Source organism: Muribaculum intestinale (assembly GCF_002201515.1).
In the GTDB taxonomy this organism is placed as follows: domain Bacteria; phylum Bacteroidota; class Bacteroidia; order Bacteroidales; family Muribaculaceae; genus Muribaculum; species Muribaculum intestinale.
The window spans coordinates 890,905-914,756 of record NZ_CP021421.1; the positions used below are offsets into that span (position 1 = coordinate 890,905).

The following is a 23,852-nucleotide window of genomic DNA, read 5'->3' on the forward strand; positions in this document are numbered from 1 at the left end:
CTCCACCCACCCAGATTATAATAAAAAATGAAACTGAATATATTAAAATACGCACTCGCGGCACTTCCATTGGTAACGTTCTCCGCATGTATGGACTTCGATACCCCGTCCGACGAGTTTAATAAAGAGACCGACGTCACTCTGCGTCCCGAGCCTCTCCACGGAGATGCCGACAACCTTGAAATCAAGGATGTCGTAGCAGAAGAAGATTTCCCTGAGATCAAGAAAGCTCTTAAAAACGACCTCGACATGCTAATTACCGCCCAGTACTATCTCATGGGTGGTAAAAATGGAGAGGAACCAGGCGCTCACCAGTGGCAGTATGTATTCAACCTCACCACTGACGCCTACGCAGGTTATACTACCTGCGACCAAAGCTGGAACGGTAGTTTCCCAACCACTTACAGCTACAAGCGCGACTTCTGCGAAGGCCCCCACGGACGCTTCCTCTCGATGAAGAACAACCTCGGCAACCTTCTCAACAACGACCTCACCAACGAGATGGTCGAAATCAAGGCTATTGCCCTTCTCTTGTTCGATTATGTGGCTCAGGAGTGTACCGACCTCTACGGTTCAATCGCATATCAGGACCACAAAGGCAACAAGGAGACAAACCCCTTTACCTTCAATGACGGCTACACCATCTATACCTCTATACTCAAGAACATTGATGATATCGTAGCTGTATTCGACAACTTCCCCAACCGTCCCGACTGGTATCGTGCTGAAATCAATAATATTCTTTTCGAATCAGACAAACTGACACAGGACCAGCAGATTGACACATGGCGCCGTTTTGCCAACTCTCTCAAACTCCGTATGGCAATGCACCTTGTAAAAGTCGACCCGGCTGAAGCCAAGAGACTGGCTGAAGAAGCTGTAGCCTCGGGTGTTGTTGAATCAATGGCTCAGGAAATCGGCATGAACGCAAATACCGGATTCATGGGCTCACATCCCCTCAAAATGATTATGTCGGGTTGGAACGACAGCCGTGTGAATGCATCGTTTGTAAGTATGCTCACCTCACTGCAGCATCCGTATATAAACTACATGATAGGCAACAACACTGATGATCTCATCAATGCCGACGGCTCTGTTACAAACAAAAACTCGGGAATCTACGGTCTGAGAGCCGGTATACGTATGGAGAGCGGACAGGCATATTATGCCAATGCGCGTGTGGCATACTCTCAGTTTGAGGGAGACGACTTCGAATGGATGCCTATCTACGCCATGAAGTGGGCTGAAGTAGACTTCCTCCGTGCCGAGGGCGCACTTCGCGGCTGGAGCATGGGCGGAACCGCACAGTCTTTCTACGAGCGTGGTATCAAAAATGCCGACTGCGGCGACCGTTTCAGCATGCCGACAGGCAACTACGAGGCATATCTTGACGACTACATGCAAGTCGAGAACGCCGTACCTTTCACCTACGTCGACCCGATGGATCACAACAACGACATCGAAAGCGTAACAAAAATTGGCGTGAAGTGGAACGACTCCGACGACAACGAAACCAAGCTCGAGAAAATCATCACCCAGAAGTATATCGCCATCTTCCCCTACAGCTACGAAGCATGGACCGACATACGCCGCACAGGGTATCCCAAGATATTCCCCGTGCTCAATCCCAACCTCGGCGACGGCTCTCTCTCCGACGGTGACCTCATTCGCCGTCTGCCTCTCCCCCACGGCGACCTTCAGGCCGGTATGGATGACATCGCCACAAGCGGTATCCAGGCTCTCGGCGGACCCGACCAGCAGGCTACACGAGTATTCTGGGACAAAAATGAAGCTAACTTCTAATAATCCCCGATTAAACTGAAGATAAATTCACCGTCCCTGTGGGGATTGGCTCCACAAGGGACGGTGGACAACATATCTTAAATCTTAAACCAATCTATTTTAACTAAATCATTAAACCAACATGAAAAGATCTTTTCTTAAGAGTTCGATGCTGCTGACTCCGTTGGTATTCGCAAGCCCCATTATGGCCCAGGAATCTTCGGAATCAATTTTCGACCAGGCTCCCTGGGAGAACGAGCAGGTGCTCGAGCTTTTCTCCAAAGCATGGGACGAGGGTCGCAACTACCCGACCAAGGCTGAATTCGAGTCTATCGGTCTGACTTTCGACCTTGAATTCGTTCGTTCGCACTCTCGTCAGCGCGCTACCTACAAGGACGCGTCCAAGGATGTAGTAAGCGACATCAACCACAACCGTAGTCTGTGGTGTAACCTTCCTGCCGGTTACGGCAAGGGACTCGGCGGCTATCCATCGACACAGTTCGACCAGGATGTGTTCTCAATGTGGAACTATACCTCCATCTTCGGTTCTTGGAACTACGGCTTCCTCCAGGCTCCCGGTTCATGGGTCGACGCCGCACACAAGAACGGTACACGCATCTACGGCGGTATCAAGTTCTTCGAAGGATGGAACGATGACGGCTCTGAGGGCGCATTCCTCAAATTCATCTCTACAAAGAATGAAGACGGTACCTACAAGTATGCCCGCGCATTCGTTAACGCCGCTGCTTTCTTCGGTTGCGACGGTTACAACTACAACTCTGAAGGCTCTACTTGGCGTGATACCGATTGGGTAAACTTCCATGCTGAAGTTAACAGAATCGCCAAGGAGCTCAACATCGAAGGCTTCGGTATCGGCCAATACACTCAGCAGCCCAACGTTTCCGATTCAAATATCGGCTATATCTACGGAAATGCTGAAAAGGGCAAGATATTCGACTGTATGCTCAACTACTCAGGCAACAAGCTCGCCTATCGTTATGTATCAAACTCGCTTGCGGCCATCGAGAAAGCCGGACTGAGCACTGATGATGTCTATCAGGGTCAGCTCCTCGTTGGTCTCTCCAGCGACTACTGGAAAGAGATGAATACAGAAGCCACAAAGGCAATGAACATCTGTATATGGGGTGAGCACGACCAGAGCCGCTTCTTCCAGTTCCGCGTCGGTTCAAGCCCCACAAATGTTCAGGAAAATTACCAGCTCCTCCTCGAGAAGGCTTTCTCAGGCGCCAACCGCAACCCGCTCAGCCGTCCCGAAATCTCCAACGCATGGGGTAGCTTCCAGGTAGCTGATGCTGACCATGCCAACGAGCAGCTCAACAACTCTCCAGGCTTCGCCTCGATGTTTGCAGAGCGCACCGCTATCGGCGGCAACCTCCCCTTCGAGACTCACTTCAACCTCGGTAACGGTGAGAACTATTTCTATAACGGTAAGGTTACTAACGGCTCTTGGTACAACATGTCTATGCAGGACATCGTGCCCACCTACCGCTGGCTCGTTACCGCCAAAGGTGACATGAAGACCTTCGCCAACGATATCGACGTTCGCTTCACCCACGAAGACGCTTATGTAGGCGGTTCTTGTATCCGTCTCTCAGGCGCTACAACCGCCGGCAACGACATCGTGCTCTACCGCACAGCCCTCAAGGCTTCTGCCGGCAATGTCAAGGTAAACCTCGCGCTCAAGGGTGCCAAGGGTGCTTCCAACCTCTCCGTTATCCTCAAGAAAGAGGGTTCCGACAACTGGATTGAAGTTCCCGCAGGCGAACTCGCAGGCACTACCTGGGAAGCCAAGACTCTCAATGTATCCGGTATCGCCAAGGGCGAAGTTATCGAATACATCGGTCTCCGCGTCAACTCTTCAGCCGAAGGCTACAAGATGCTCGTAGGCAAGCTCAACATCTCCGACGACCTTACAGTATCTCCCGCTGCTCTCAAGGCCAACTCTCTGCTTGTTGAGGTTAAGGAAGAGACTACCAAGTCACTCTCTGTAAAACTCAACTGGGAGCCCGCTTATGAGGGTTACAACACCTCTATCGACAAGTTCGGTATGGTATACAACGACGAAATCAACGTCGACCACTTCGAAATCCTCTACAAGGAGGGCAACGATGGCCGCGTGAAGGAAGTAGGCCGTACAGCTCAGTGGGCTACATATATCGGTAACCTCCCTGTTGCCCAGACTACCAACGCCTTCATCGGCGTACGCGCTGTCTCTGTCGACCTCAAGTCGTACTCCGACGTACAGTGGGTTGCAATACCCCACTCAAGCGGCGAACTCCCCGAACCTACCGTAGAAGATCCCTACGGACGCAGCTGGATGTCGTCAAACGGCAACGGTACTCTCGAAAACTGTATCAAGCACATCTGGGTTGAGAAGGTAACTACCGAAGGCGCTACCCAGAACCTCAACTATACAGCTACATCCAACCCGCTGGAAGGCGTTTCTACCGACCAGTACTACTTCGCAGCTGACCACAAGCTCATCCTCAATCAGGGCCAGAAGATCAAAATGACATTCAAGGGCAACGATTCCGGCACAGGCGAGTCACTGCAGTATGACTTCATCTATCCTTATCTTGACTACGATGGCAACTACTCGTTCCTCGACGCTGACGAAGTACTCGGCCAGTTCGGTAAGATGAATGCCGGTACTAACGAAATCGTTAATCCCGGTCTGACCCTCGAATTCACTGTTCCCGAAGACGCTCACATCGGCGAATCTCGCCTCCGCATCGTAGGCTCCGACGCCTGGACTCCTCACCCCGGTCCTACAGGCGGTACAGTTAAGGGCTACTCTATCGACTTCCCTGTTGAAATCCAGGGTACCAACGCTGACCGCGGTCCTGCTGAAACTTACAAGGATCTTCAGGACAAGGGCGAAGCTGACGAACCCGCCGGTCTCGGCGGTGGCAGTGGCTCTGCTATCGAAAACATCGGTGACGACGCCACTCTGTCAACCGTTAAGGTTATCGGTGGTGTAGCTTACTTCACCAATGTTGACAAGGCTTGGTTCTACGACATGAACGGTCGTTGCGTTGAGTTCGTAAACAATGTAGCTTCTGTCGACCTCAGCGGTCTCGCTTCCGGCGTTTACGTTGTGAAGATGCAGAACGGTCAGGTTGCTCGCTCAGCCAAGATTGTAAAATAATACAAGACAGTAAAATAATAACGGTTTAACTACTACACCCGACATTAGTCCGTGAAGGATTGATGTCGGAATTCCCAAAGCGGGCGGATCCGGTTACGGAGCCGCCCGCTGTCATATTACCGCATGCCGTGAAGCATATAATAGCGTAAAAAAAATTATTACTGTCCGCTAAACCATAAAAAGGCGAGTCCAACTTCCTGAACGGCAGAAGTTGGGCTTACTTTTTGTATTTGACAAGCCCCCTCAGCAGTTTTCAGGAACTTCGGGAGGCGATTCCGATGCTTCGGCGAGCATGATTTTCAGGTCTGCATCGGGCTGATTGAGGAACTTTTCGAGATTCAGGTAATACATCAGCACAATTCTGACGATTGTAGCCAGCCCGGAGAAGCTCCAACGTCTTTCGAGTTTGCTTTGAAGTACTGACAGCAGCAGATTTGCGATGAGTGTAACCCATATCTGGATTTTGATGGCGTTGGCGCTCTCGCCATAGAAGTATCTCAAGGGGAAGTTCTGTTTGATCTGCTTGAAAAGAGACTCTATCTGCCATCGGCGGCGGTATATCGCCACGATTGTCTCTGGCGGCATGTCGAAGTCGTTGGTCAGAAGCGATATGAGTTTTGGCTTCCCGTTCTTCTTGATGTCAACGTATGTAATTATTCTGGCGATGTGGTTTATTGTATCTAACATTTGAAAAGGGACCCGGATAGCATTTGAAAAGGGGACCACCCGGGATGGGGATGCAAAGATAATTATATTTGTTGAGTCATCATTTCCTGAGTTTCTTTCATGCGGTATGATTTGCCTGTCATGTTAAGCAGTATAGCCTTGTGGGTCAGGCGGTCTACCATTGCGGTGACCAGTACTTTGTCGTCAATAATCTCGTTCCAGCGGTTGAAGGCGAGATTGGTTGTGACGACGGTCGTCTTCTTGTCGGTGCGGAGGGAGAGATGGTTAAAGAGCATCTCTGCGCCGGCCTTGTCGCAGGAGACGTATCCGAACTCATCACAGATGACCATGTCGTATCTCTCGAACTTGTTTTCCAGCGACCGGAGTGTCAAAGCGTTGCGGCACTCGCGTATCTGCGTGAGCAGTCTTGGCACGGATGTGAACAGCACCGAGTGTCCGGCATTACATGCGGCGATACCGAGAGCTGTCGCCAGATGAGTCTTGCCTGTTCCGGGATTGCCGTATAGAATGAGGTTGCGTCCGTTTTTGATGAAGTCGAGTGTCTCGAGTGTCGGGAGCGCTTTCCGGGCATCGGCGGGCAGAGCGTCGGTGTCGATTTCGTTAAGATAGCGAAGTTGCGGGAACCCTGCGTTTTTGATGCGGTGACGGCGCTGGTTTTCAGAGTGGTTCTCTTTTTCGCGCCGGAGCAGTTCGGCTGTAAACCGCCATAGGTTCCATTGTTCGTCGGCGCTCTGCTGTATAAGCAGGTCGATGTCGCGCCGCACAAGCGGGAGTTTAAGGTCGAAAGCGCATGAGCGAATGAGCTCCCGAAGTCCGTCACGGTCTGTTTCATGTATGTCTGTCATTGTCATTCAGTGTATTGGTTGTTTTTTGGGGGGGTATTCAGTCTGCCTGCGATGCGCGGGTATATTCCATAAATGATGAAAGCATGTCAAGGGTATGGCTTGCCGAACTTTCTATTTCAGCCTGTTGCGGGTCGGGAACGTTCGTTGCCGCGATATCGGCGGTTGACTGCATATGTCCTTCCGCCGAGATCATCTGAGCCTGTATCTGTTCAGATGAGAGGCGCTGGAGCCCGCGGGACGAAAGACTTGTGGCGGCACGGACGATGTCAGTGTATGCCAGATTGTTGTCGCGGGTGAACACAAGCAGTTCTATGAAGCTTCGCGGAGACTCGCGGAAGTGTTCGCGGTAAAGCGCCGCCACCGACGGATGTACCTGTTGCAGAGCCACAGACCGCCCCAGAGCGGCCGGTTTGCGCAGGAATGTACCCAGATAATGCATCAGGTCGATGACCCAGTCGCCGGAGCGTCGGCTTCGGGCATGATTGGCCACCTTGTCGCGTCCGTAAAGCACCACGATGCGCTCGGAATACAGCTTTACCGCCACCTGCGAGCCCACCAGACGGTCGGGCACAGAGTAGTGCACTCCGTCAACGGTTATCGTTGAATACTTTCCGACGCGGTACAGCCGCTGCTCGAAGCAGCCGATGTCACCGTGGTCCAACGGACGTAGCGCCGCCAGATCGGCCTGTATGCGCAGGCGTTTTTCTTCCGCCGACATGTTGGACGCCTCTGTGTTGAGCCTGTCGCAGACTGCCGCCAGATGCGTCTGCGCGGCATCCAGGGAGTCAAACCGGACCTCGAACGAGAATGCACGACGCCGGATATATTCCACCGAACGTTCCACCTTGCCTTTTTCCCATCCCGAGCGAGGGTTGCAGAAATGGGGTGTGAAACAGTAGTGTACCTCCATGCGCAGCAGCGCATCCGTGTGCTCGCGGTCGCGCCCGAGGAACTTCTTTACGGCGGTACGCATGTTGTCATAGGCCATCACGCGCGGGGTGCCCCCCAACTCCCGGAAGCAGTTGCTGTGGGCTTCCATAAGAGCCAGGGTATCTTCGCGCGAAAACAGATATGCCTTGCGCATATTGCTGTGGTCGAGGGTGAATACCGCCATGTGAAGGCGAGTCCTGACTCCACCGATCCACAGGGTAAGCACGCCCCAGTCGAACTCGCAACGGAATCCAGGCTCATAGTCCTGACGGATATATGCCTTTGCAGGCTTTTCTTGCGACTTCGGCGCTGCCTCCAGCGCACGGACATACTGACATACTGTGGAATAGGCGATACGCACGCCATCGTCCTGAAGACGTCGCCACATATCGAGCTTGCGCATCTGCTGCTTGTGCAATCCGGCAGCGACGTTCTCCCGGTTGCGGGCGATAAAACCATCGATGCGACGGCGGACATCATCGGTCACAACACGCCTGACGCGTCCGCTGCTGTCATACTTCGGCCTGGTCAGCAGATAATCGTCAACCTCCCGCTCTGTCGGTGACGGGCCGGCCTCTCTCTCGAACTCGCGCAGATACTTGCGCACGGTCTTGCGGCTCATGCCGTTGCGGCGCGCTATCTCGCGGATGCTCATCCCCTCGCGGCGATGAGACAGAATAATGGATGTTTTTTCCTCCATGTGTAGCATTTTGTGGAATCGTTGATGTCGTTCTTTCTAATCAACGATATCCGGTTGAACTTACCCATGGGGTGGGTCCCTTTTCAATTGCTCTACCTGGGTCCCTTTTCAAATGTTAGATGCAGCTCGACCATATGACCGGAAAAGAGTCACTGCCCAACTACCGTCAATATCGCGGAGAGGCTCTTTTCATCCGCTCATGGTTCTATTTCAACCTCTACCGCGCCTTCGGAGTGGTGCCCATCGCCCGCAATGTAGTCAACCCCGAGGCAGCAAAGAGCATACCTCGCTGTTCCGAACAGGAGATGTACAGTCTGCTCGTCTCCGACCTCACAGAAGCAGCCTCCCTGCTCCCCGCAAAAGCCGGAGCTGAAAAAGCCCGAGTGACAGATATCGCGGCATGGACCCTCCTGGCCAAGGTACAACTCACATTCAAGCGCCACGCCGAGGCCAGAGCCTCGCTCGACGAAGCCATCAAAAACACATCCTACGGACTGATGGACAACCCCGCCGACGTGTTTGACGTAAACAAGAAGTTCAATAAAGAACTCATATTCGTGCTCCACTACGAGAAGACCAACGGTGAAGGCCACGGACACTGGTACTCGCAGAAGTCCAACGTGCTCAGCGAAATCAACTCTCCATCGCCCGAGCTCCGTGCTCTGTATTCGACCGACGACCTGCGCCGTCCCCTCATCTGGGAATACATCAAGCAAGGCTCGCTCTACGTACTCAAAAAATGGTATGACGAATACGATGCCACCTACACCTCCCATGTAGGCAACGACTTCCCCTTCCTGCGCTATGCCGACATAACCCTCATGTATGCCGAAGCCCTCGCCGAGACTTCAGTAAGCGACGCCCTGGTATGGCTCAACAAGACCCGCACCCGCGCCGGCCTCTCCGAGCTCACAATCGCCGAAGTATCGACCCGCGACCAGTTTATCAGAGCCCTTGCCGACGAGCGCGGACGTGAATTCGCCCTTGAGGGACACCGGTGGTTCGACCTCGTGCGCCTCGGCCTCGCCATCGAGACAATGCGCGCCGCAGGTTTCACGCTCGACGAGCACAATCTGATTTTCCCAATTCCCCAGAATCAGATAGAGATTGTCAACAACGCCTCTATCCTCTGGCAGAATCCTGGCTACAATTCCTAACCAATCATTTCTGACACAATGAAAAAACTTATCAACATACTAATGCTCGCAGGGATGCTTGTGGGCTTCACCGGATGCTGGGACGACGAGGTGGTCGAAGCCGGAGCCCCGCGCCCGCAGGTCGAGAATCTGAAGGCCGTACCAGGCGATGAAGAGGCCGTAGTGACATGGACAATGCCCAAAGGATGGAATCCCTCCGACTTCATTATCACCTATAAGACTCCGGAGTCGGAAACCGTGTCATACCGCACCGGCAAACTCGGAGAATATACCTATACAATCGGCTCGCTCGTCAACGACTACCAGTATTCATTCGACATACAGGCCGTGTACGGCGACCTGATTTCAGGTGCAGTCACGGCCATCGCCAAGCCGTCTACATCCCGCTTCCCCGTAGCCGACCTTACCGCCGACGCTACAAGCGAAATGGTGGTGCTGACATGGACACGCCCCTCGCTTCTTGTAAAAGGATATACGCTTACCTATTTCAGCGAGAACAATCCATCCGACATCCGCACCATGAACCTTGCCGCCGACATTGAGACCGTCACTGTCGACCGGCTTACCAACGACATCAACTACACATTCACCCTTGTGGCCGAATACGACCGCGGACAGTCGGCTCCCGCCACCGTAAAGGCGATGCCAACCCTGGCTATTCCCTACTACGTAAGCACCACCGAGACCGCTGTAGGCATGCCGGTACACTTCACATTCAACCGCGAGGCTTACACCAACGCCGGCAACGTGACATGGACATTCCCCGGAAATATCGTAAAGAGCGGCGATGAAATTGACTATGCGTTTACCTCAGCCGGCACACAGACCGTAAAACTCTCGGCCCAGATCGGTACCGCCACACGCGAATGGAACATCGAGATGAACGTACGCGAATATGCCATCTGGAACACCGAATGGGTACAGGACGGCACCAACTGGAACGGCTTCAAAGGCACCTGCCCTGTATTCTCGCCCGATGGAAGCACCCTGTACATCATCACTTTCAACAAAGTGACCGTACTCTACGCATTCGACATCGCGTCCGGCGCCAAGAAATGGCAATATGAACCCGCCGCAAAGTCGGGCAGCTACAACATGCTCACCGTAAACCCCGTAAACGGCGACATATATTTCGGCACACAGACAGCGGGCCAGTTCTACTGCGTAAACAACGAAGGCAACCTCCGCTGGACATTCACCGAAGCACAGTCGATGCAGGCGGCAGCCCCGGCAGTCAACGCAGCAGGCACAGTAGTATACATCGGCGACCGCGCCGGCAATGCATTTGCCATCGATGCCGCCACAGGAGCCAAGAAGTGGGGCGTAAGCCTCGGCACACAGTGCGCCGGCCTGCTTGTCAACGGCAATGAGCTGGTAGTCGGCACCAACGGCACCGCAATCTTCTTCCTCAACGCCGAAACCGGCGCCGAGACAGCTAAAATAACCCTCGAAAAGAAGATGACCGATATCTCAGGTTTTGCCGTAGCAGCCGACAAACGCACCGTGTATGTGCCTCAAAACAACGGCTGCATGTCGAAAATCGACATCACCGGCCATACCGTGCTCATCGACAGCAAAGTATGCACCAGCGCAAGCCCCAACAACATGTATGAGCCGGTAGTAGCTCCCAACGGCGACGTATTCGTAGGAAGCAAGGACAGCTATGCCTACTGCTTCGACAGCAACCTCAACGAAAAGTGGAACTACAAAGGCCTCGACGGCAACAATGCCTTCAACTATTCCCACCCGTGTGTCGACACTGAGGGCAACTTCTACATCACCTCCGGACAGAAAGGCAACAAACTGTTTGTATTCAGCCCCACCGGCAATCTGATATCCGACACCCGCATCGGCAACGACACCGACGCAGCCGACAAGCAGATGGGAGGCAACAACCTGCTCAACGGGGTAGTATACAGCGCCCTGGTAGGTGACAAGGGTATCAACGGCAAGCTCGTAGGCATCGGCGTAGGCTACGACCGTGCTCCGGGATGGTCGACCCACGGCGGCGACCTGTGCGGTTCATGCTGCATTAAATAACCTAATAAAACCTGATAATTATGTTCACCCCACGAAATACAATGATATTCAACCTCATCATGGGTGCATGCCTGGCCTTCTCGGCCACGGCATGCTCCGACGATGACGATAAAGACTTCGATGCCGTGACCGAACGCGCAGCGAAGGTCAACATCGGCTTCTCACGCTACTTCGACGCCAACGGAGCATCGACACAGCTTAAATGGAACAGCGACGACCAGGCTATACTGAGGCTCGCATCCGACGGAAGCTCCTACATGGCATCGCCAATTCGTCCCGGGCAGACATCATCGCTTTTCCTGTTCACTGTAAAAGCTCCGGGAGCCGCCACAGTAGTCAGCTACTGGCCTACAGATGCACCTGTAACGGTAGGCAACGGTGATGTTGGCCTTGAGATACCCGCCATACAGGACGGCACCGTAACTCCCCTGCTCATCGGAGCCGACACACAGTCAATCTCATCCTACGAAGGATGCGACATCACCCTACGCCAGTTCCCGGCCCTGATGATGGTAAGCATTAGCCGCGGCAACTATACTGTAGAGAGCATCGATGTAAGAGGAAACGCCGGAGAGAAACTGGCCGGCCATGTAAGCATCGACGCTGCCACATGGGCATTCTCGGCCGATGCCGAAACAGCTCATGTAGATCTGGCAACCCCGGTAAGCTGTGCGCTCGACGGTACCACAATCGCCGTACAGGTAGCTCCGGTGACACTGACTGAAGGATACACCGTTACAGTCAACACCACCGACGGACACTCATTCAATGTGACATCGTCATCTCCTGTAATACTCGAATCCGGCGAAATATTCATCACAAACAGCGCCTCTGATACCGAACCGTCACATCTGCTCATCGGCGGAAGCGACAAGGTGCACATTGTCAATGTAGCCCAGTGCATGGGAGCCGACTACAAGGCCGGCCTGGAATGGACCTGGGAGGCCGAAGATGCCGCCGACATACTCGGCATAGCCAAATCACGATGTGACCACATCGATGACTGCAAGCCCGTCGACAATGGCTCGAAGATACTCGTATCAAGTTCCTACAACTGGTGTGTACTCCTGGACAAAGCCTCCAAGCAGGTACTGTTCCATGCGCTCGACTGCGCCAACGCCCACTCTGCCGAACTGCTTCCCGGCAACCGCATAGCAGTGGCCTGCAGCGACGGCACGACAAGCAACCACAATCAGGTGCGCCTTTATGATGCAGCCAGGTCAAATGTGCTGCTCGACAGCTCGCCACTGGTTTCGGCCCACGGAGTCACATGGTGCGAAAGCACTCAACGCCTCTATGCCGTAGGCAACAGGCAAATCAATGTATACAGCCTCCAGGACTGGGATACATCGGCTCCGAAGCTGAAGCTCGAAAAGAGCATCACCACTCCGCAGGGAAGCAACCACGACATAAGCCTTGCTGACCCGACCACACTGGTAGTGGCCGGAGTGCGCGCCTACCTGTTTGACGTAAACACTGAGTCATTCACCGAGATGCCCCACTTTGCAGCCTCCACACAGCTTAAGTCGGTCAACTACAATCCGCTCACCTCGGAACTGTGGTACACCGACGCCACAGTGCCCGAAGGCACCCAGTCGTGGTCGACCCACACCCTGCGCTATGCCACCGACCCGGCCGCGACATCCATGGCAGGCAGCATCCGTATCACTGACATGGATGTATACAAAGTGAGAGTGCTCAACTGGTAACAGCCCGTTTTTTAGTTAAAAATAATTAAATTCACCCCGGGCATTGGTAGTTTTCCCGGGGTGAAGTTTCCTTATAGCAAAGGCCAATCTGATTTAGCCATATTTCAGCATTATTAACCAACCCTAAAGAATACCGCTACCCCTACACATCATGAAAAAGGCAGTTTTTGCAATTTCATTTCTTATGATGGCCATATCGGCCATAGCCGGAGGTAACCGTGCCGAGTCTATCGTAAAGGAAATCCACGATCCATCGTCCAAGACAGTGCTCGTGGCATGCCACCGCGGTGACTGGCGCAACTATCCCGAAAATTCCCTCGCCGCCATAGAGAGCGTAATAAAGATGGGCGCCGACATTGTCGAGATAGATCTCGCACTCACAAAGGACAGCGTGCTTGTTGTATGCCACGACCGCACAATCGACCGCACCACTACCGGCAAAGGGCTCATCGCCGACATCACCTACGACTCCATCACTCATGTCAACCTCAAGAGCGGACATGGTGTAGGCACACGCCACAAGATGCCGACACTGCGCGAAGCTCTCCAACTATGCAAGGACCGCATCGTAATCAATATCGACAAAGGCTACGACTACTACGACCTCATACTCCCCATTTCCGACTCTCTGGGCATGACCGAGCAACTCCTCATCAAAGGGAAAAAACCGGTAAAGGCTGTGGCCAAAAAGATGGCATCGCACAAACACAACATGATGTACATGCCTATCATCGATATACTCAAACCCAAGGGTGAGAAACTCTTCAAGGAGTACATGACCACCAACACCGTGCCTCTTGCCTACGAGGTATGCTGGGACAAAATGACTCCCGCCGTCACCGAATGCATGGCCGCAATCGTGGCCCAGCCCTCCAAGTTATGGGTCAACTCTCTATGGTCAAGCCTCTGCGGCGGACTTGAGGATGACGCCGCATTCGACGGCAATCCCGCCGAAATCTACGGCCAACTCGTTGACATGGGTGCCACCATCATCCAGACCGACCGTCCCGAACTTCTTCTCGGATATCTCCGTTCACGTAACCTCCACAAATAATGCCTACCGATACAGCAACAATCGGAGCCACCGGCTCGCGCTCGATATTCTCCAGAATAGCGTCGTTCTACTCCATCAGTCCTACGGCTGACGAGCGGGAATTCCCGTCGGACGAAGCGCGCACTAAATTCTACAAGAAGCTCCGTCTACAGGCTTTCTTCGCCGCCACCATAGGCTATAGCCTCTATTATGTGTGCCGTACGTCGCTCAATGTGATGAAAAAACCGATTATCGACAGCGGTGCCCTCGACGCCACCCAGCTCGGTATCATCAGCTCGGCACTCCTCTTTGCCTACGCCATAGGCAAGTTTGTCAACGGGTTCATCGCCGACTATTGCAACATCAAGCGCTTCATGGCCACCGGCCTTATCATATCGGCTCTGGCCAACGCCTTCATGGGCATGATGGGCATAGCCTCAAGCGCCATTCCCGGAGCGGTGATGTGTACATGCTTCGCCATAATGTGGTGCTTCAACGGCTGGGCACAGTCAATGGGCGCCCCTCCTGCCATTATCAGCCTTTCGCGATGGTTCCCGCTCAAAGAGCGCGGCACCTACTACGGCTTCTTCTCAGCAAGCCACAATCTCGGCGAGTTCTTCTCTTTTCTCTTCGTAGGCTCGATAGTGGCAGTAGCCGGATGGCAGTCGGGCTTCTTCGGCTCGGCCATAGCCGGCGCCATCGGCATCGCTCTTGTGATTTTCTTCCTCCACGACCACCCCGGGGCCCACGGACTCCCCTCTATCGAGGCTCTCTCGGGCGAGAAGAAAGGTAAGGACGACAAGATGTCGACCAAGGATATACAGAAGATGGTGCTCCGCACTCCGGCCGTATGGGTACTGGCCGCAGCAAGCGCCTTCATGTATATCTCGCGCTATGCCATCAACGGCTGGGGCATGCTCTTCCTGCAGGAGCAGAAAGGCTTTACCGATGTTGAGGCGCTGTCGATTATATCTATCAACGCCCTGCTCGGCATCGCCGGCACAGTGCTTTCCGGATGGTTCTCCGACAAGCTCTTCAAAGGCGACCGTCAGATTCCGGCCCTGATATTCGGTGTGCTCAACGCCACAGCCCTCGCCCTGTTCCTATTCGGAGGCAACGCCATGTGGATTAATATCCTCTCCATGATACTCTTCGGCATCGCCATCGGAGTGCTCATCTGCTTCCTTGGCGGACTGATGGCCGTGGATATCGTGCCGCGACGCGCCACCGGCGCAGCTCTCGGAGTGGTAGGCATAGCGTCGTACGTAGCCGCCGGCATACAGGACGTGGCCTCGGGATGGCTTATCAACGACAATATAACTGTAGTCGACGGTGTAAACCACTACAACTTCACACCCGTAGCGATATTCTGGCTCGGGGCATCGATAATATCGTTCCTGCTCCCGCTGCTGAATCTCCGCCATAAAGTCGACCATTCAGAATAAACCCACCAACACTCTATATATACAATTACTGACAATCAACTAATCAAAGGAATTAATTTTGTTTTAGGTTATTGGGAATTCAAAAAAAGCCGAATGGGGAATCCGCGAAGGATTCCCCATTCTTTTTTAACAAACTACACGAGCAGCAATCCAGGTGCAGGATGTTAAGTTATATTTAGAAATAGCATCAGTACGCTGTCAAAACTTTTTCGTAAATTTGCCGTCCATAAAATCCAACAATAGAAATTTTATACCTATGAGTACATGGTTTGAATGCAAAGTGCGCTATGACAAGATACAGGAAAACGGCTCGGCCAAGAAGGTCAACGAACCATATCTTGTCGACGCTCTCAGTTTTACAGAGGCTGAAGCCCGTATAATCGAGGAGGTGACCCCCTATATCTCCGGCGACTTCTCCGTATCTGCTGTGAAGCGTACCAATTTCACTGAAATTTTCTGGGACGACACTGCCGACAAGTGGTATCACGTAAAAGTCAGCTTCATCACACTCGACGAGAAGACTGCCGTAGAAAAGAAGACCACATCACATATCCTTGTTGCCGCCAACGACTTCCGCGGCGCTCTCGACCATTTCATGGAAGGGATGAAAGGCACCATGGCCGACTTCGAGGTAAGCTCGATAGCCGAGACCCAGCTTATGGACGTATACAAAGCCAAACTCGAAGGTCAGACAGCCGAATAACATCAACACTAGCCATGCCATCGGTAACATCACGCCTGCTTGATATACAAAGTCGCATCCCCCGGGGTGTGACACTGGTGGCCGTGTCAAAATTCCATCCCGTCGAGGCCATCCGCGAGGCATACGACGCCGGCCAGCGCGATTTCGGTGAAAGCCGCGCGCAGGAACTCGCCGTCAAGGCTCCCGCCATGCCCGAAGATGTGCGCTGGCACTTCATCGGCCACCTGCAGACCAACAAGGTACGCCAGATAATGCCACATGTCAGTCTGATTCACAGCATCGACTCGATAAGGCTGTTGCGCATCGTCGACAGCGAGGCCGCACGCATAGGCCGCACGGTAGATGTGCTGCTTCAGGTACATGTGGCCCGGGAAGAGACAAAATTCGGGTTTACCCCCGACGAACTGCTCGCAGAGCTTCCTGCTCAATGGCAACCCGCCGACACATCCTCGGTAAGAGTGCGCGGCGTAATGGGCATGGCGTCGCTGACTGACGACAACAGCCGCATCGCAGCTGATTTCTCAGAAATAGCAAGAGTATTCAGGGAACTGCGCGAAGGCCTCTTTGCAGGAGTCGCAACCTTCGACACCATCTCAATGGGGATGAGCGACGACTTCGGCATAGCCATAGACGCAGGGAGCACCATGGTGCGCATAGGCACCGACATATTCGGCGCGCGTGAGTACTGACTTTACCCACACTGCCGGCAACGGCGACGCCCAATCTTTCCGACATAGCTCTGAGCAATCATCAAGATATGTTTTACAGCATGTTGTTACTGCCGTAAAGCATATTTTTTATAATTTTACCTATTGAAATCTACTTAACCTAAAATATCAAAATTAAACAACCCAAGAAAAATCATCGATCAGCAATGGAAACCGCTCAAACAAAATCAACTAACGGCAGGCTGATTGCAATCATCGCGATGTTCTTCCTCTTCGCCATGATTTCTTTCGTGACCAACCTCGCCGCTCCTATCGGAACTATCTGGAAGACCCAGTATACATGGTCGGGCATGCTCGGCAACATGATGAACTTCCTCGCCTACCTGTTCATGGGCATCCCCGCCGGCAATCTTCTCGTGAAAATCGGCTATAAGAAAACAGCTCTCTGGGCTATGGCCGTTGGCTTTATCGGCCTTGTGTTCCAGTGGCTCTCCGGAAAAGTCGGCGCCGAAGCCGGCCTCTTCAGCGTCGGCGAACAGGTTGTGACCCTCAACTTCATCATATACCTCCTGGGCGCATTCATCTGCGGATTCTGCGTATGTATGCTCAACACCGTAGTCAACCCGATGCTCAACATGCTCGGCGGCGGCGGCAACAAGGGCAACCAGATGGTACAGGCCGGCGGCTCTCTCAACTCACTCGCCGGAACTCTCACCCCGCTCTTCGTAGGTATGCTCGTGGGCGAAGTCTCCGACAAGACCACAATGGGCAATGTGGCTCCGCTCCTCTTTATAGCCATGGGCGTGTTTGTAGTGGCATTCCTCGTGATTTCTGCTGTAGCCATCCCTGAGCCCCACCTCCGCAAAGAGGGCGTGAAGAAAGTGGAAATGGCCCATTCTCCCTGGAACTTCCGCCACACCGTGCTCGGCGTTATCGGCATCTTCTTCTATGTAGGTATCGAGATCGGTATCCCCGGCGTGCTTATCTTCTATCTGGCCTCAGTCACAGGTTCGGCGGCTGTAGCCGGCGGTGTAGCAGCCATCTACTGGCTCCTCATGCTCTGCGGACGTATGATTTCCTCGGCTATCTCCAGCAAGGTATCAAGCCGCACACAGCTTATCACTGTGTCAATAACAGCCATCGCATTCATCTGCATCGCAATCTTCCTCTCCGACAGCTATACCATCAACATGCCTTCTTACGCAGCCAATGAAGGATTCTCGATTGTAGAGGTGCCCACAAAGGCACTCTTCCTCGTGCTCTGCGGCCTCTGCACATCGGTAATGTGGGGCGGCATCTTCAACCTCGCTGTAGAGGGCCTCGGCAAGTACACGGCACAGGCATCGGGCATATTCATGATGATGGTTGTCGGCGGCGGCGTGATGCCTCTGATTCAGAACTGGATTGCCGACAACGTAGGCTATATGGAATCTTACTGGCTGGTAGTGGCAATGCTCGCCTACCTCCTCTTCTACGGCCTTGTGGGATGCAAAAATGTCAACACCGACATACCTGTTGACGACTCCATCCAGAACGCAGCCTGATACTGCACATCGCACTTTACCAGACAGGCGACACACCGACCTGTATGAAATCTGAATACCATGCTTGCCGACACTACCATGAGTTGCCGGCAAGCATTGTATAACAGAGGATATTTCACCCGCGCACAATAATATAAGCATATCGTGCGTTAAACCACAAGAACACTTATTGTACATCATACAATATAATATCTCTCACTCAAGCGATATCCATAACCGATAGAAAGACATATCATTCTCTAAATCAAAAGATAAAATGGACACTAAAGTCATGAACCGCGCTGCCGACAACATCCGCGTGCTCGCAGCCTCAATGGTCGAGAAAGCCAAATCCGGACACCCCGGAGGCGCTATGGGCGGAGCCGATTTCGTCAACGTGCTCTACTCCAGCTTCCTTGTTACCGATCCCGACAATCCCACCTGGATTGCCCGCGACCGCTTCTTCCTCGATCCGGGACACATGTCTCCCATGTTATATGCCGTGCTCGCTCTCACCGGCAAGTATACGATTGAAGAGCTCAAAGGCTTCCGTCAGTGGGGCAGTGTGACTCCGGGACACCCCGAACTACACCCCGAACGCGGAGTCGAGAACACATCCGGACCGCTCGGACAGGGCCACGTGATGGCTGTAGGATGTGCCATCGCAGAGCGTTTCCTACAGGCACGTTTCGGCGACTGGCTGACCCACAAGACATACGCCTTCATCTCCGACGGCGGTATCCAGGAAGAAATCTCGCAGGGCGCCGGACGCCTCGCCGGATATCTTGGCTTGAGCAACCTCATCATGTTCTATGACAGCAATGACATACAGCTGTCGACCGAGGTCAATGCAGTGACCACCGAAGATACAGCCGCGAAGTATCGCGCATGGCACTGGAATGTAATCGAAGTCGACGGTACCGACCCGCTTGCAATGGCCGGCGCTATCGAGACTGCCATCGAGGAAAAACACCGTCCGACCATCATCATAGGCAAGACAATAATGGGCCGTGGCGCAGTGACAGCCGACGGTGAATGCTTCGAGGCAAAATGCTCGACCCACGGCAATCCGCTGAGTGCATCGGGCGCAAGCTACGAAAAGACAATGGAACACCTCGGCGCCGACCCCGCTGATCCATTCCACATCTGGGATGACGTGAAAGCCCTCTACGACGCACGCAGCGAGAAACTGCGTGCTATCGTGAAAGAGCGCCGCGAGGCTGAAAAAGCATGGCGCGAGGCTAATCCTGAAAAGGCAGCTCTGCTCGACAGCTACATCGCCGGCAAGCTCCCTGAAATCGATTGGGAAAATATCGCCCACAAGCCTAATATCGCCACCCGTCAGGCATCGGCCGACGTACTCGCCGAACTCGCCAAGAAGGTCGGCAACATGATTGTAGCATCGGCCGACCTCGCCAACTCCGACAAGACCGACGCATTCCTCAAGAATACTCATGCATTCACCAACGGCGACTTCTCCGGCGCATTCCTGCATGCAGGTGTGGCCGAGCTCACCATGGCTGCCATAATGAACGGCATCGCCCTCCACGGCGGCCTCATCGGCGCATGCGGCACATTCTTCGTATTCTCCGACTACATGAAGCCTGCAGTACGCATGGCCGCACTCATGGAACTCCCCGTGAAATATATCTGGACCCACGACGCATTCCGCGTAGGCGAGGACGGTCCTACCCACGAGCCTGTAGAGCAGGAAGCCCAGATACGTCTTATGGAAGAACTGCGCAACTTCAATGGCGAGCCTTCCGTACTCGTGCTCCGTCCGGGCGACGCCGCCGAGACATCAGTATGCTGGAAGATGGCCATGGAGAACACCAAGACTCCTACCGCCCTTATCCTTTCGCGCCAGAACATCCCCGACCTACCCGCCACCACCGGTAACCGCTACCGCGAGGCTCTCGGAGCCGAAAAAGGTGGATACATCGTCAAGCAGGCTGAAAATCCGGCTGTGACACTTGTAGCCAACGGTTCGGAGGTATCTCTGCTTGTCGACGTAGCAGCAGAGCTTGACAAGGAAGGCATCACAGCACGCGTGGTTTCCGTGCCCTCAATCGGTCTATTCGAATGCCAGAGCCCCGAGTACCGCAACAGCGTAATCCCCGCCGACGGCAAGGTATTCGGACTCACTGCCGGTCTGCCATCAACCCTGCGCAGTGTCGTAGGAGCAAATGGCAAGGTGTTCGGCCTCGACCATTTCGGTGCATCGGCCCCCTACAAGGTGCTTGATGAGAAATTCGGCTTTACTGTTGACGCCGTACTTGCCAACGTAAAGGCATACCTCTCGAAGTAACATATCCCTGCCATACAGAATCAGCGCCAGTCCTCGTTGAAGGACCGGCGCTGATTTCATATATCCGCTTATTCTATTATTTATCGTACCGACGAGCCAAAGTTCAGTCTGCAATTACCTTGAAAGCCCTGCCGTCTACCGTCACGACATATATGCCCGCAGATGGCACGCGGCATGTCAGTGTTGCATCTCCCGAACAATCGGAAACTATTCTCCTGCCATCAGCCGAACATATTACGACACACCCGCCATATGGATTGGCAATACGGATATCCATTCCTGATACAGTCACCGATACATTCGAGTCATCATCAGACGTCGCATCTATACCTGCCAAGCCTGCAACTACTACCGAGTTGGACATCTCGCTCACGACTTCCGGAAACTGCCCGGCATTGTCGCGATAGATGCCGGTAACATAATATCCGGCGATATCGTCGTGTCCGAGGCCAAAAGAGGATGCCGTACATGAGGTCTGTGCCGTATCATATGTGCGCACAGGTACAAGCAGCGACTCTCCCGGGTTCATGTCGACCGACACCCGCAGATTGTCAATGAAAAGCATGCCGAGCATTTCCGACGACATTAAGATGAACGACCTTGCCGAACCTCCGTAAAAATCAAAATGGAATGACGTCATATTCTCGGTGACATCAAATTCCTTACGCTCGACGTACTCTATACCTCCCGAATCAGTATACCGGCCCATCGCCACGAAGCCGCCGGTAAGATTGCGGCGTCCCATGGCATCGAACGAGATGCTCACATGTCCGCCACCTACTGACAGGTCGTAGACCGGCGACACGAGCATGGCGTCATCAAAAAGACTGAAGTCCTGATTATTCAGCCCAAGCAATCCCTTGGCAAAAGCCGGCATCACTACCTCCCAGTCGCCATCAATACGCCCACTGAGTTCCTTCTGAGGCTTATCCACAGTGCCCTCAGTATGAATGTACGAAAAATCCATATTTACGATATCATAGGTCTCGGCCTGCCGCGCTGTATGCACTTTTACTACATGCATGGCATATACGGTGGCAAGATCCGATTCCGACCATGAACCCGTGAAACTGTCAGCGTTCACATCCGTGGCCGCATAAGCCACAGGAGCCGACACGGCCTCGGGGATAACCCTCATTGGCTGTTCCTGCTCGAATGTGACATTCCCCCCCTGGCACCCGCACACAGTATAGTAATAAGGTGTGCCGAAGTCAATATCGGCAACCGTATGGCTCGTGCCCTCCACAATGTAGCCTTCAAGCAGATAATCTCTTTTGAATATAGTAGTCACCGGGTCATAGCGTAATGTAAACACATTCAATGCATATGAATCGGCACCGACTGTCTCTTCCCAATTGGCGGTAAACGACCCGCGCGTAAAGTCAGAGGCCGGAAGCAACACCGGAATCCCCACCCCTCCGTCGTCAATGACAATATCATCAATGCAATATCCGCCATACATGCCGGAGAATACGATTACGGATGCATGTGTGCCTCCGTTCATCGTCATTGTGTATTCGGCCCATTCGTCGGTAAGGGTTGCAAAGCCGTATCCACTGCCGTTCTGAGTGTCCATAATAAGCAGAGGAGTGGAAGCTACGTCGGCCTTTGCCCTGAACATGATTTTATAGTTACCTCCGTTGCCGCTGAGATTTATGGCGGGAGTGGCAAGGGATCCCTCTCCCGCGGATATATAGACCGAGCCACCGGCCTGGAACACTCCACTGCCGCTCCAACCGGGGGTTTTGGTCAGTTCAGCCGGAACGATACCGTCTGTGATTACCGGACTGCCCATATCGGGTGCTACATCAGTCCCCTTGGAGAATCCGGAAAAATCCTCCTCAATGACAACGGCTGCATGCAGAGGCGCAGAATATAAAGCAAAAGCAAATATCCCTGTGAGTAATGTTGGTTTCATAAATTAATCAAATAAATTCATACTTTACAAAAGTACGTTAATCTATCAAAGTTTCCAAACGCAGGCTCAACATAAATATCGCATCAATAGTTCTATAAGTGAGACTCAACATCAACCCTTAGTGCATGTTTATGAAAAAAGATATGATATTTTTCTCTCCCGATGGAGAAGGACTCACCTCTACCTCAGCCAACCATATCGCCAATATGGCGAAGGAGATGATACGCAATCTTGACAGCACAATTGCCAATCTTGTGTTCTATACGACTGAAGTATCGCTTATAGGCGTCGACTCGCGCAATGTGCTACAGCAAGGCGCAACAGACGCGGATGTGCTGTCGGTAGCGGGCAAACTACGCATCATCGCACAAGCCAAGTCGCTGATAGCATGGCTGAGAGAAGCCATAAAAGCCCGCGAGAGACTCATAACCGAAGCAGAGTCTCTCACACTGGAAGAGTATGTCAAGGAGAAAGGCATCACACTTGAAAAAGAGCCGGAGGCCGGTACTCCAATCACTGAAGATGACTATTATGCATCCCTTTCGCTTGACGAACGCAACCGCTATTATGAGCTTGAGACTCTCGCAGCCGTAATCGGCGAAGAGATACACCCGGGCGGACATTTCGCCGAAGCACGTGCGTCCCTTACCGAAAGATTCTCGAAGCCTCATGATGTAAAAGGCGACGGTCGCGACACACTTATATATACATTCATTCCTTCGGTAAGCGAGACTATCGTTGAGGACACTTATTTCTCATTGCAGAAGCAGTATCGCGAGGCACAGGCTCGATTGAACTCTATCAAATACGACTGCCGCAAAGCTGTGATGGAATCGGAGGTAAGGGTAAAGACCGAATATGCCGAAGCTATCAAACGCTACAACGCAGAGCGACAGCTCCTTGAAGCGGAACTTGCAAAAGATATCAGAAAACGCGTAAAGGAGATTGCCGATTACCGCATCGTCATTCCGGCGTCGCTTAAGAATATATACGATGATGTGTCACGTCTTGGTAAGAAAAACAACGACACTGGAGTGAACCAATAACACTCAGCGTGACTCCGGGAGTTCTCCTGTAAGATATATCGGTCGGGAGCTGAAATGTCCCATTTGCGGCATATAGCCCCCTAATGCATGGCGGGAAGTACCTGACAGTACATTTTTAGCATGAAAATCATGCAATCATAGGCGAAACCGCTCCCGCGGTCTATCATAATCCATATGGCCGGGGTTGCA

The 23,852-nt window shown here is 53.0% G+C and carries 15 protein-coding genes and 1 pseudogene; 12 read left to right on the top strand and 4 right to left on the bottom strand.

What is annotated here, in order from left to right:
• Positions 1-27 precede the first annotated feature (27 nt).
• Positions 28-1,803, top strand: a complete 1,776-nt coding sequence (locus tag ADH68_RS03760) for a SusD/RagB family nutrient-binding outer membrane lipoprotein (RefSeq protein ID WP_068959740.1) — start codon at positions 28-30, stop codon at positions 1,801-1,803.
• A 121-nt stretch (positions 1,804-1,924) separates the two neighbouring features.
• Positions 1,925-4,951, top strand: coding sequence for an endo-beta-N-acetylglucosaminidase (locus ADH68_RS03765; RefSeq protein ID WP_068959739.1), 3,027 nt, complete (start codon positions 1,925-1,927; stop codon positions 4,949-4,951).
• 243 nt (positions 4,952-5,194) lie between these two features.
• Here ADH68_RS03765 and ADH68_RS03770 read toward each other — a convergent pair.
• From ADH68_RS03770 to istA, 3 genes and pseudogenes are all read right to left on the bottom strand, one after another.
• Positions 5,195-5,632 (bottom strand): annotated as a pseudogene (locus ADH68_RS03770) (transposase); the annotation flags it as partial.
• Between the two features lie 68 nt (positions 5,633-5,700).
• Positions 5,701-6,483 carry an IS21-like element helper ATPase IstB gene (istB, locus tag ADH68_RS03775; RefSeq protein ID WP_068961938.1) on the bottom strand — a complete coding sequence of 261 codons (783 nt, stop codon included), beginning with the start codon at positions 6,481-6,483 and terminating at the stop codon, positions 5,701-5,703.
• 37 nt (positions 6,484-6,520) lie between these two features.
• Positions 6,521-8,113 (bottom strand): IS21 family transposase, encoded by a 1,593-nt coding sequence (gene istA / locus ADH68_RS03780; RefSeq protein WP_088294776.1) that lies wholly within the window; start codon positions 8,111-8,113, stop codon positions 6,521-6,523.
• 134 nt (positions 8,114-8,247) lie between these two features.
• Here istA and ADH68_RS03785 point away from each other — a divergent pair, with 134 nt between their 5' ends.
• The 9 genes from ADH68_RS03785 (at position 8,248) to ADH68_RS03825 (ending at position 20,699) form a co-directional block, all read left to right on the top strand.
• Positions 8,248-9,270, top strand: coding sequence for a RagB/SusD family nutrient uptake outer membrane protein (locus tag ADH68_RS03785; RefSeq protein WP_232321418.1), 1,023 nt, complete (start codon positions 8,248-8,250; stop codon positions 9,268-9,270).
• A gap of 18 nt (positions 9,271-9,288) precedes the next feature.
• Positions 9,289-11,310: an outer membrane protein assembly factor BamB family protein gene (locus ADH68_RS03790; RefSeq protein WP_068959736.1), complete on the top strand. Its 2,022-nt coding sequence runs from the start codon at positions 9,289-9,291 to the stop codon at positions 11,308-11,310.
• 20 nt (positions 11,311-11,330) lie between these two features.
• A complete protein-coding gene (locus ADH68_RS03795) occupies positions 11,331-13,019 on the top strand; it encodes a DUF6528 family protein (protein ID WP_068959735.1) in 1,689 nt (562 codons plus the stop codon).
• A 151-nt stretch (positions 13,020-13,170) separates the two neighbouring features.
• Positions 13,171-14,073, top strand: a complete 903-nt coding sequence (locus ADH68_RS03800; protein WP_068959734.1) for a glycerophosphodiester phosphodiesterase family protein — start codon at positions 13,171-13,173, stop codon at positions 14,071-14,073.
• Positions 14,073-15,497 (top strand): MFS transporter, encoded by a 1,425-nt coding sequence (locus ADH68_RS03805; RefSeq protein WP_068959733.1) that lies wholly within the window; start codon positions 14,073-14,075, stop codon positions 15,495-15,497. Before ADH68_RS03800 ends, ADH68_RS03805 begins: the two co-directional genes overlap by 1 nt.
• A gap of 250 nt (positions 15,498-15,747) precedes the next feature.
• Positions 15,748-16,200: a DUF4494 domain-containing protein gene (locus ADH68_RS03810; RefSeq protein WP_068961937.1), complete on the top strand. Its 453-nt coding sequence runs from the start codon at positions 15,748-15,750 to the stop codon at positions 16,198-16,200.
• 14 nt (positions 16,201-16,214) lie between these two features.
• The gene (locus ADH68_RS03815) at positions 16,215-16,889 is read left to right on the top strand and encodes a YggS family pyridoxal phosphate-dependent enzyme (protein ID WP_068959732.1); all 675 of its coding nucleotides are present in this window, start codon (positions 16,215-16,217) and stop codon (positions 16,887-16,889) included.
• A 185-nt stretch (positions 16,890-17,074) separates the two neighbouring features.
• Positions 17,075-18,412 (top strand): MFS transporter, encoded by a 1,338-nt coding sequence (locus ADH68_RS03820; RefSeq protein WP_068959731.1) that lies wholly within the window; start codon positions 17,075-17,077, stop codon positions 18,410-18,412.
• Between the two features lie 256 nt (positions 18,413-18,668).
• Entirely contained in the window at positions 18,669-20,699 is a 2,031-nt protein-coding gene (locus ADH68_RS03825; protein ID WP_068959730.1) for a transketolase family protein, read from the top strand.
• A 103-nt stretch (positions 20,700-20,802) separates the two neighbouring features.
• On the opposite strand, the gene ADH68_RS03830 is transcribed toward ADH68_RS03825, so the two are convergent.
• A complete protein-coding gene (locus ADH68_RS03830) occupies positions 20,803-22,617 on the bottom strand; it encodes a DUF6383 domain-containing protein (RefSeq protein ID WP_068959729.1) in 1,815 nt (604 codons plus the stop codon).
• A gap of 143 nt (positions 22,618-22,760) precedes the next feature.
• Between ADH68_RS03830 and ADH68_RS03835 the strand changes: the two genes are divergently transcribed.
• Positions 22,761-23,663 (top strand): hypothetical protein, encoded by a 903-nt coding sequence (locus tag ADH68_RS03835; RefSeq protein ID WP_133165715.1) that lies wholly within the window; start codon positions 22,761-22,763, stop codon positions 23,661-23,663.
• Positions 23,664-23,852 lie beyond the last annotated feature (189 nt).

Bases quoted from the DNA above. Each gene is read 5' to 3' on its own strand.
- ADH68_RS03760 (WP_068959740.1), top strand. From the start codon at position 28: ATGAAACTGAATATATTAAAATACGCACTCGCGGCACTTCCATTGGTA.
- ADH68_RS03765 (WP_068959739.1), top strand. From the start codon at position 1,925: ATGAAAAGATCTTTTCTTAAGAGTTCGATGCTGCTGACTCCGTTGGTA.
- istB (WP_068961938.1), bottom strand. From the start codon at position 6,483: ATGACAGACATACATGAAACAGACCGTGACGGACTTCGGGAGCTCATT.
- istA (WP_088294776.1), bottom strand. From the start codon at position 8,113: ATGGAGGAAAAAACATCCATTATTCTGTCTCATCGCCGCGAGGGGATG.
- ADH68_RS03785 (WP_232321418.1), top strand. From the start codon at position 8,248: ATGACCGGAAAAGAGTCACTGCCCAACTACCGTCAATATCGCGGAGAG.
- ADH68_RS03790 (WP_068959736.1), top strand. From the start codon at position 9,289: ATGAAAAAACTTATCAACATACTAATGCTCGCAGGGATGCTTGTGGGC.
- ADH68_RS03795 (WP_068959735.1), top strand. From the start codon at position 11,331: ATGTTCACCCCACGAAATACAATGATATTCAACCTCATCATGGGTGCA.
- ADH68_RS03800 (WP_068959734.1), top strand. From the start codon at position 13,171: ATGAAAAAGGCAGTTTTTGCAATTTCATTTCTTATGATGGCCATATCG.
- ADH68_RS03805 (WP_068959733.1), top strand. From the start codon at position 14,073: ATGCCTACCGATACAGCAACAATCGGAGCCACCGGCTCGCGCTCGATA.
- ADH68_RS03815 (WP_068959732.1), top strand. From the start codon at position 16,215: ATGCCATCGGTAACATCACGCCTGCTTGATATACAAAGTCGCATCCCC.
- ADH68_RS03820 (WP_068959731.1), top strand. From the start codon at position 17,075: ATGGAAACCGCTCAAACAAAATCAACTAACGGCAGGCTGATTGCAATC.
- ADH68_RS03825 (WP_068959730.1), top strand. From the start codon at position 18,669: ATGGACACTAAAGTCATGAACCGCGCTGCCGACAACATCCGCGTGCTC.
- ADH68_RS03830 (WP_068959729.1), bottom strand. From the start codon at position 22,617: ATGAAACCAACATTACTCACAGGGATATTTGCTTTTGCTTTATATTCT.
- ADH68_RS03835 (WP_133165715.1), top strand. From the start codon at position 22,761: ATGATATTTTTCTCTCCCGATGGAGAAGGACTCACCTCTACCTCAGCC.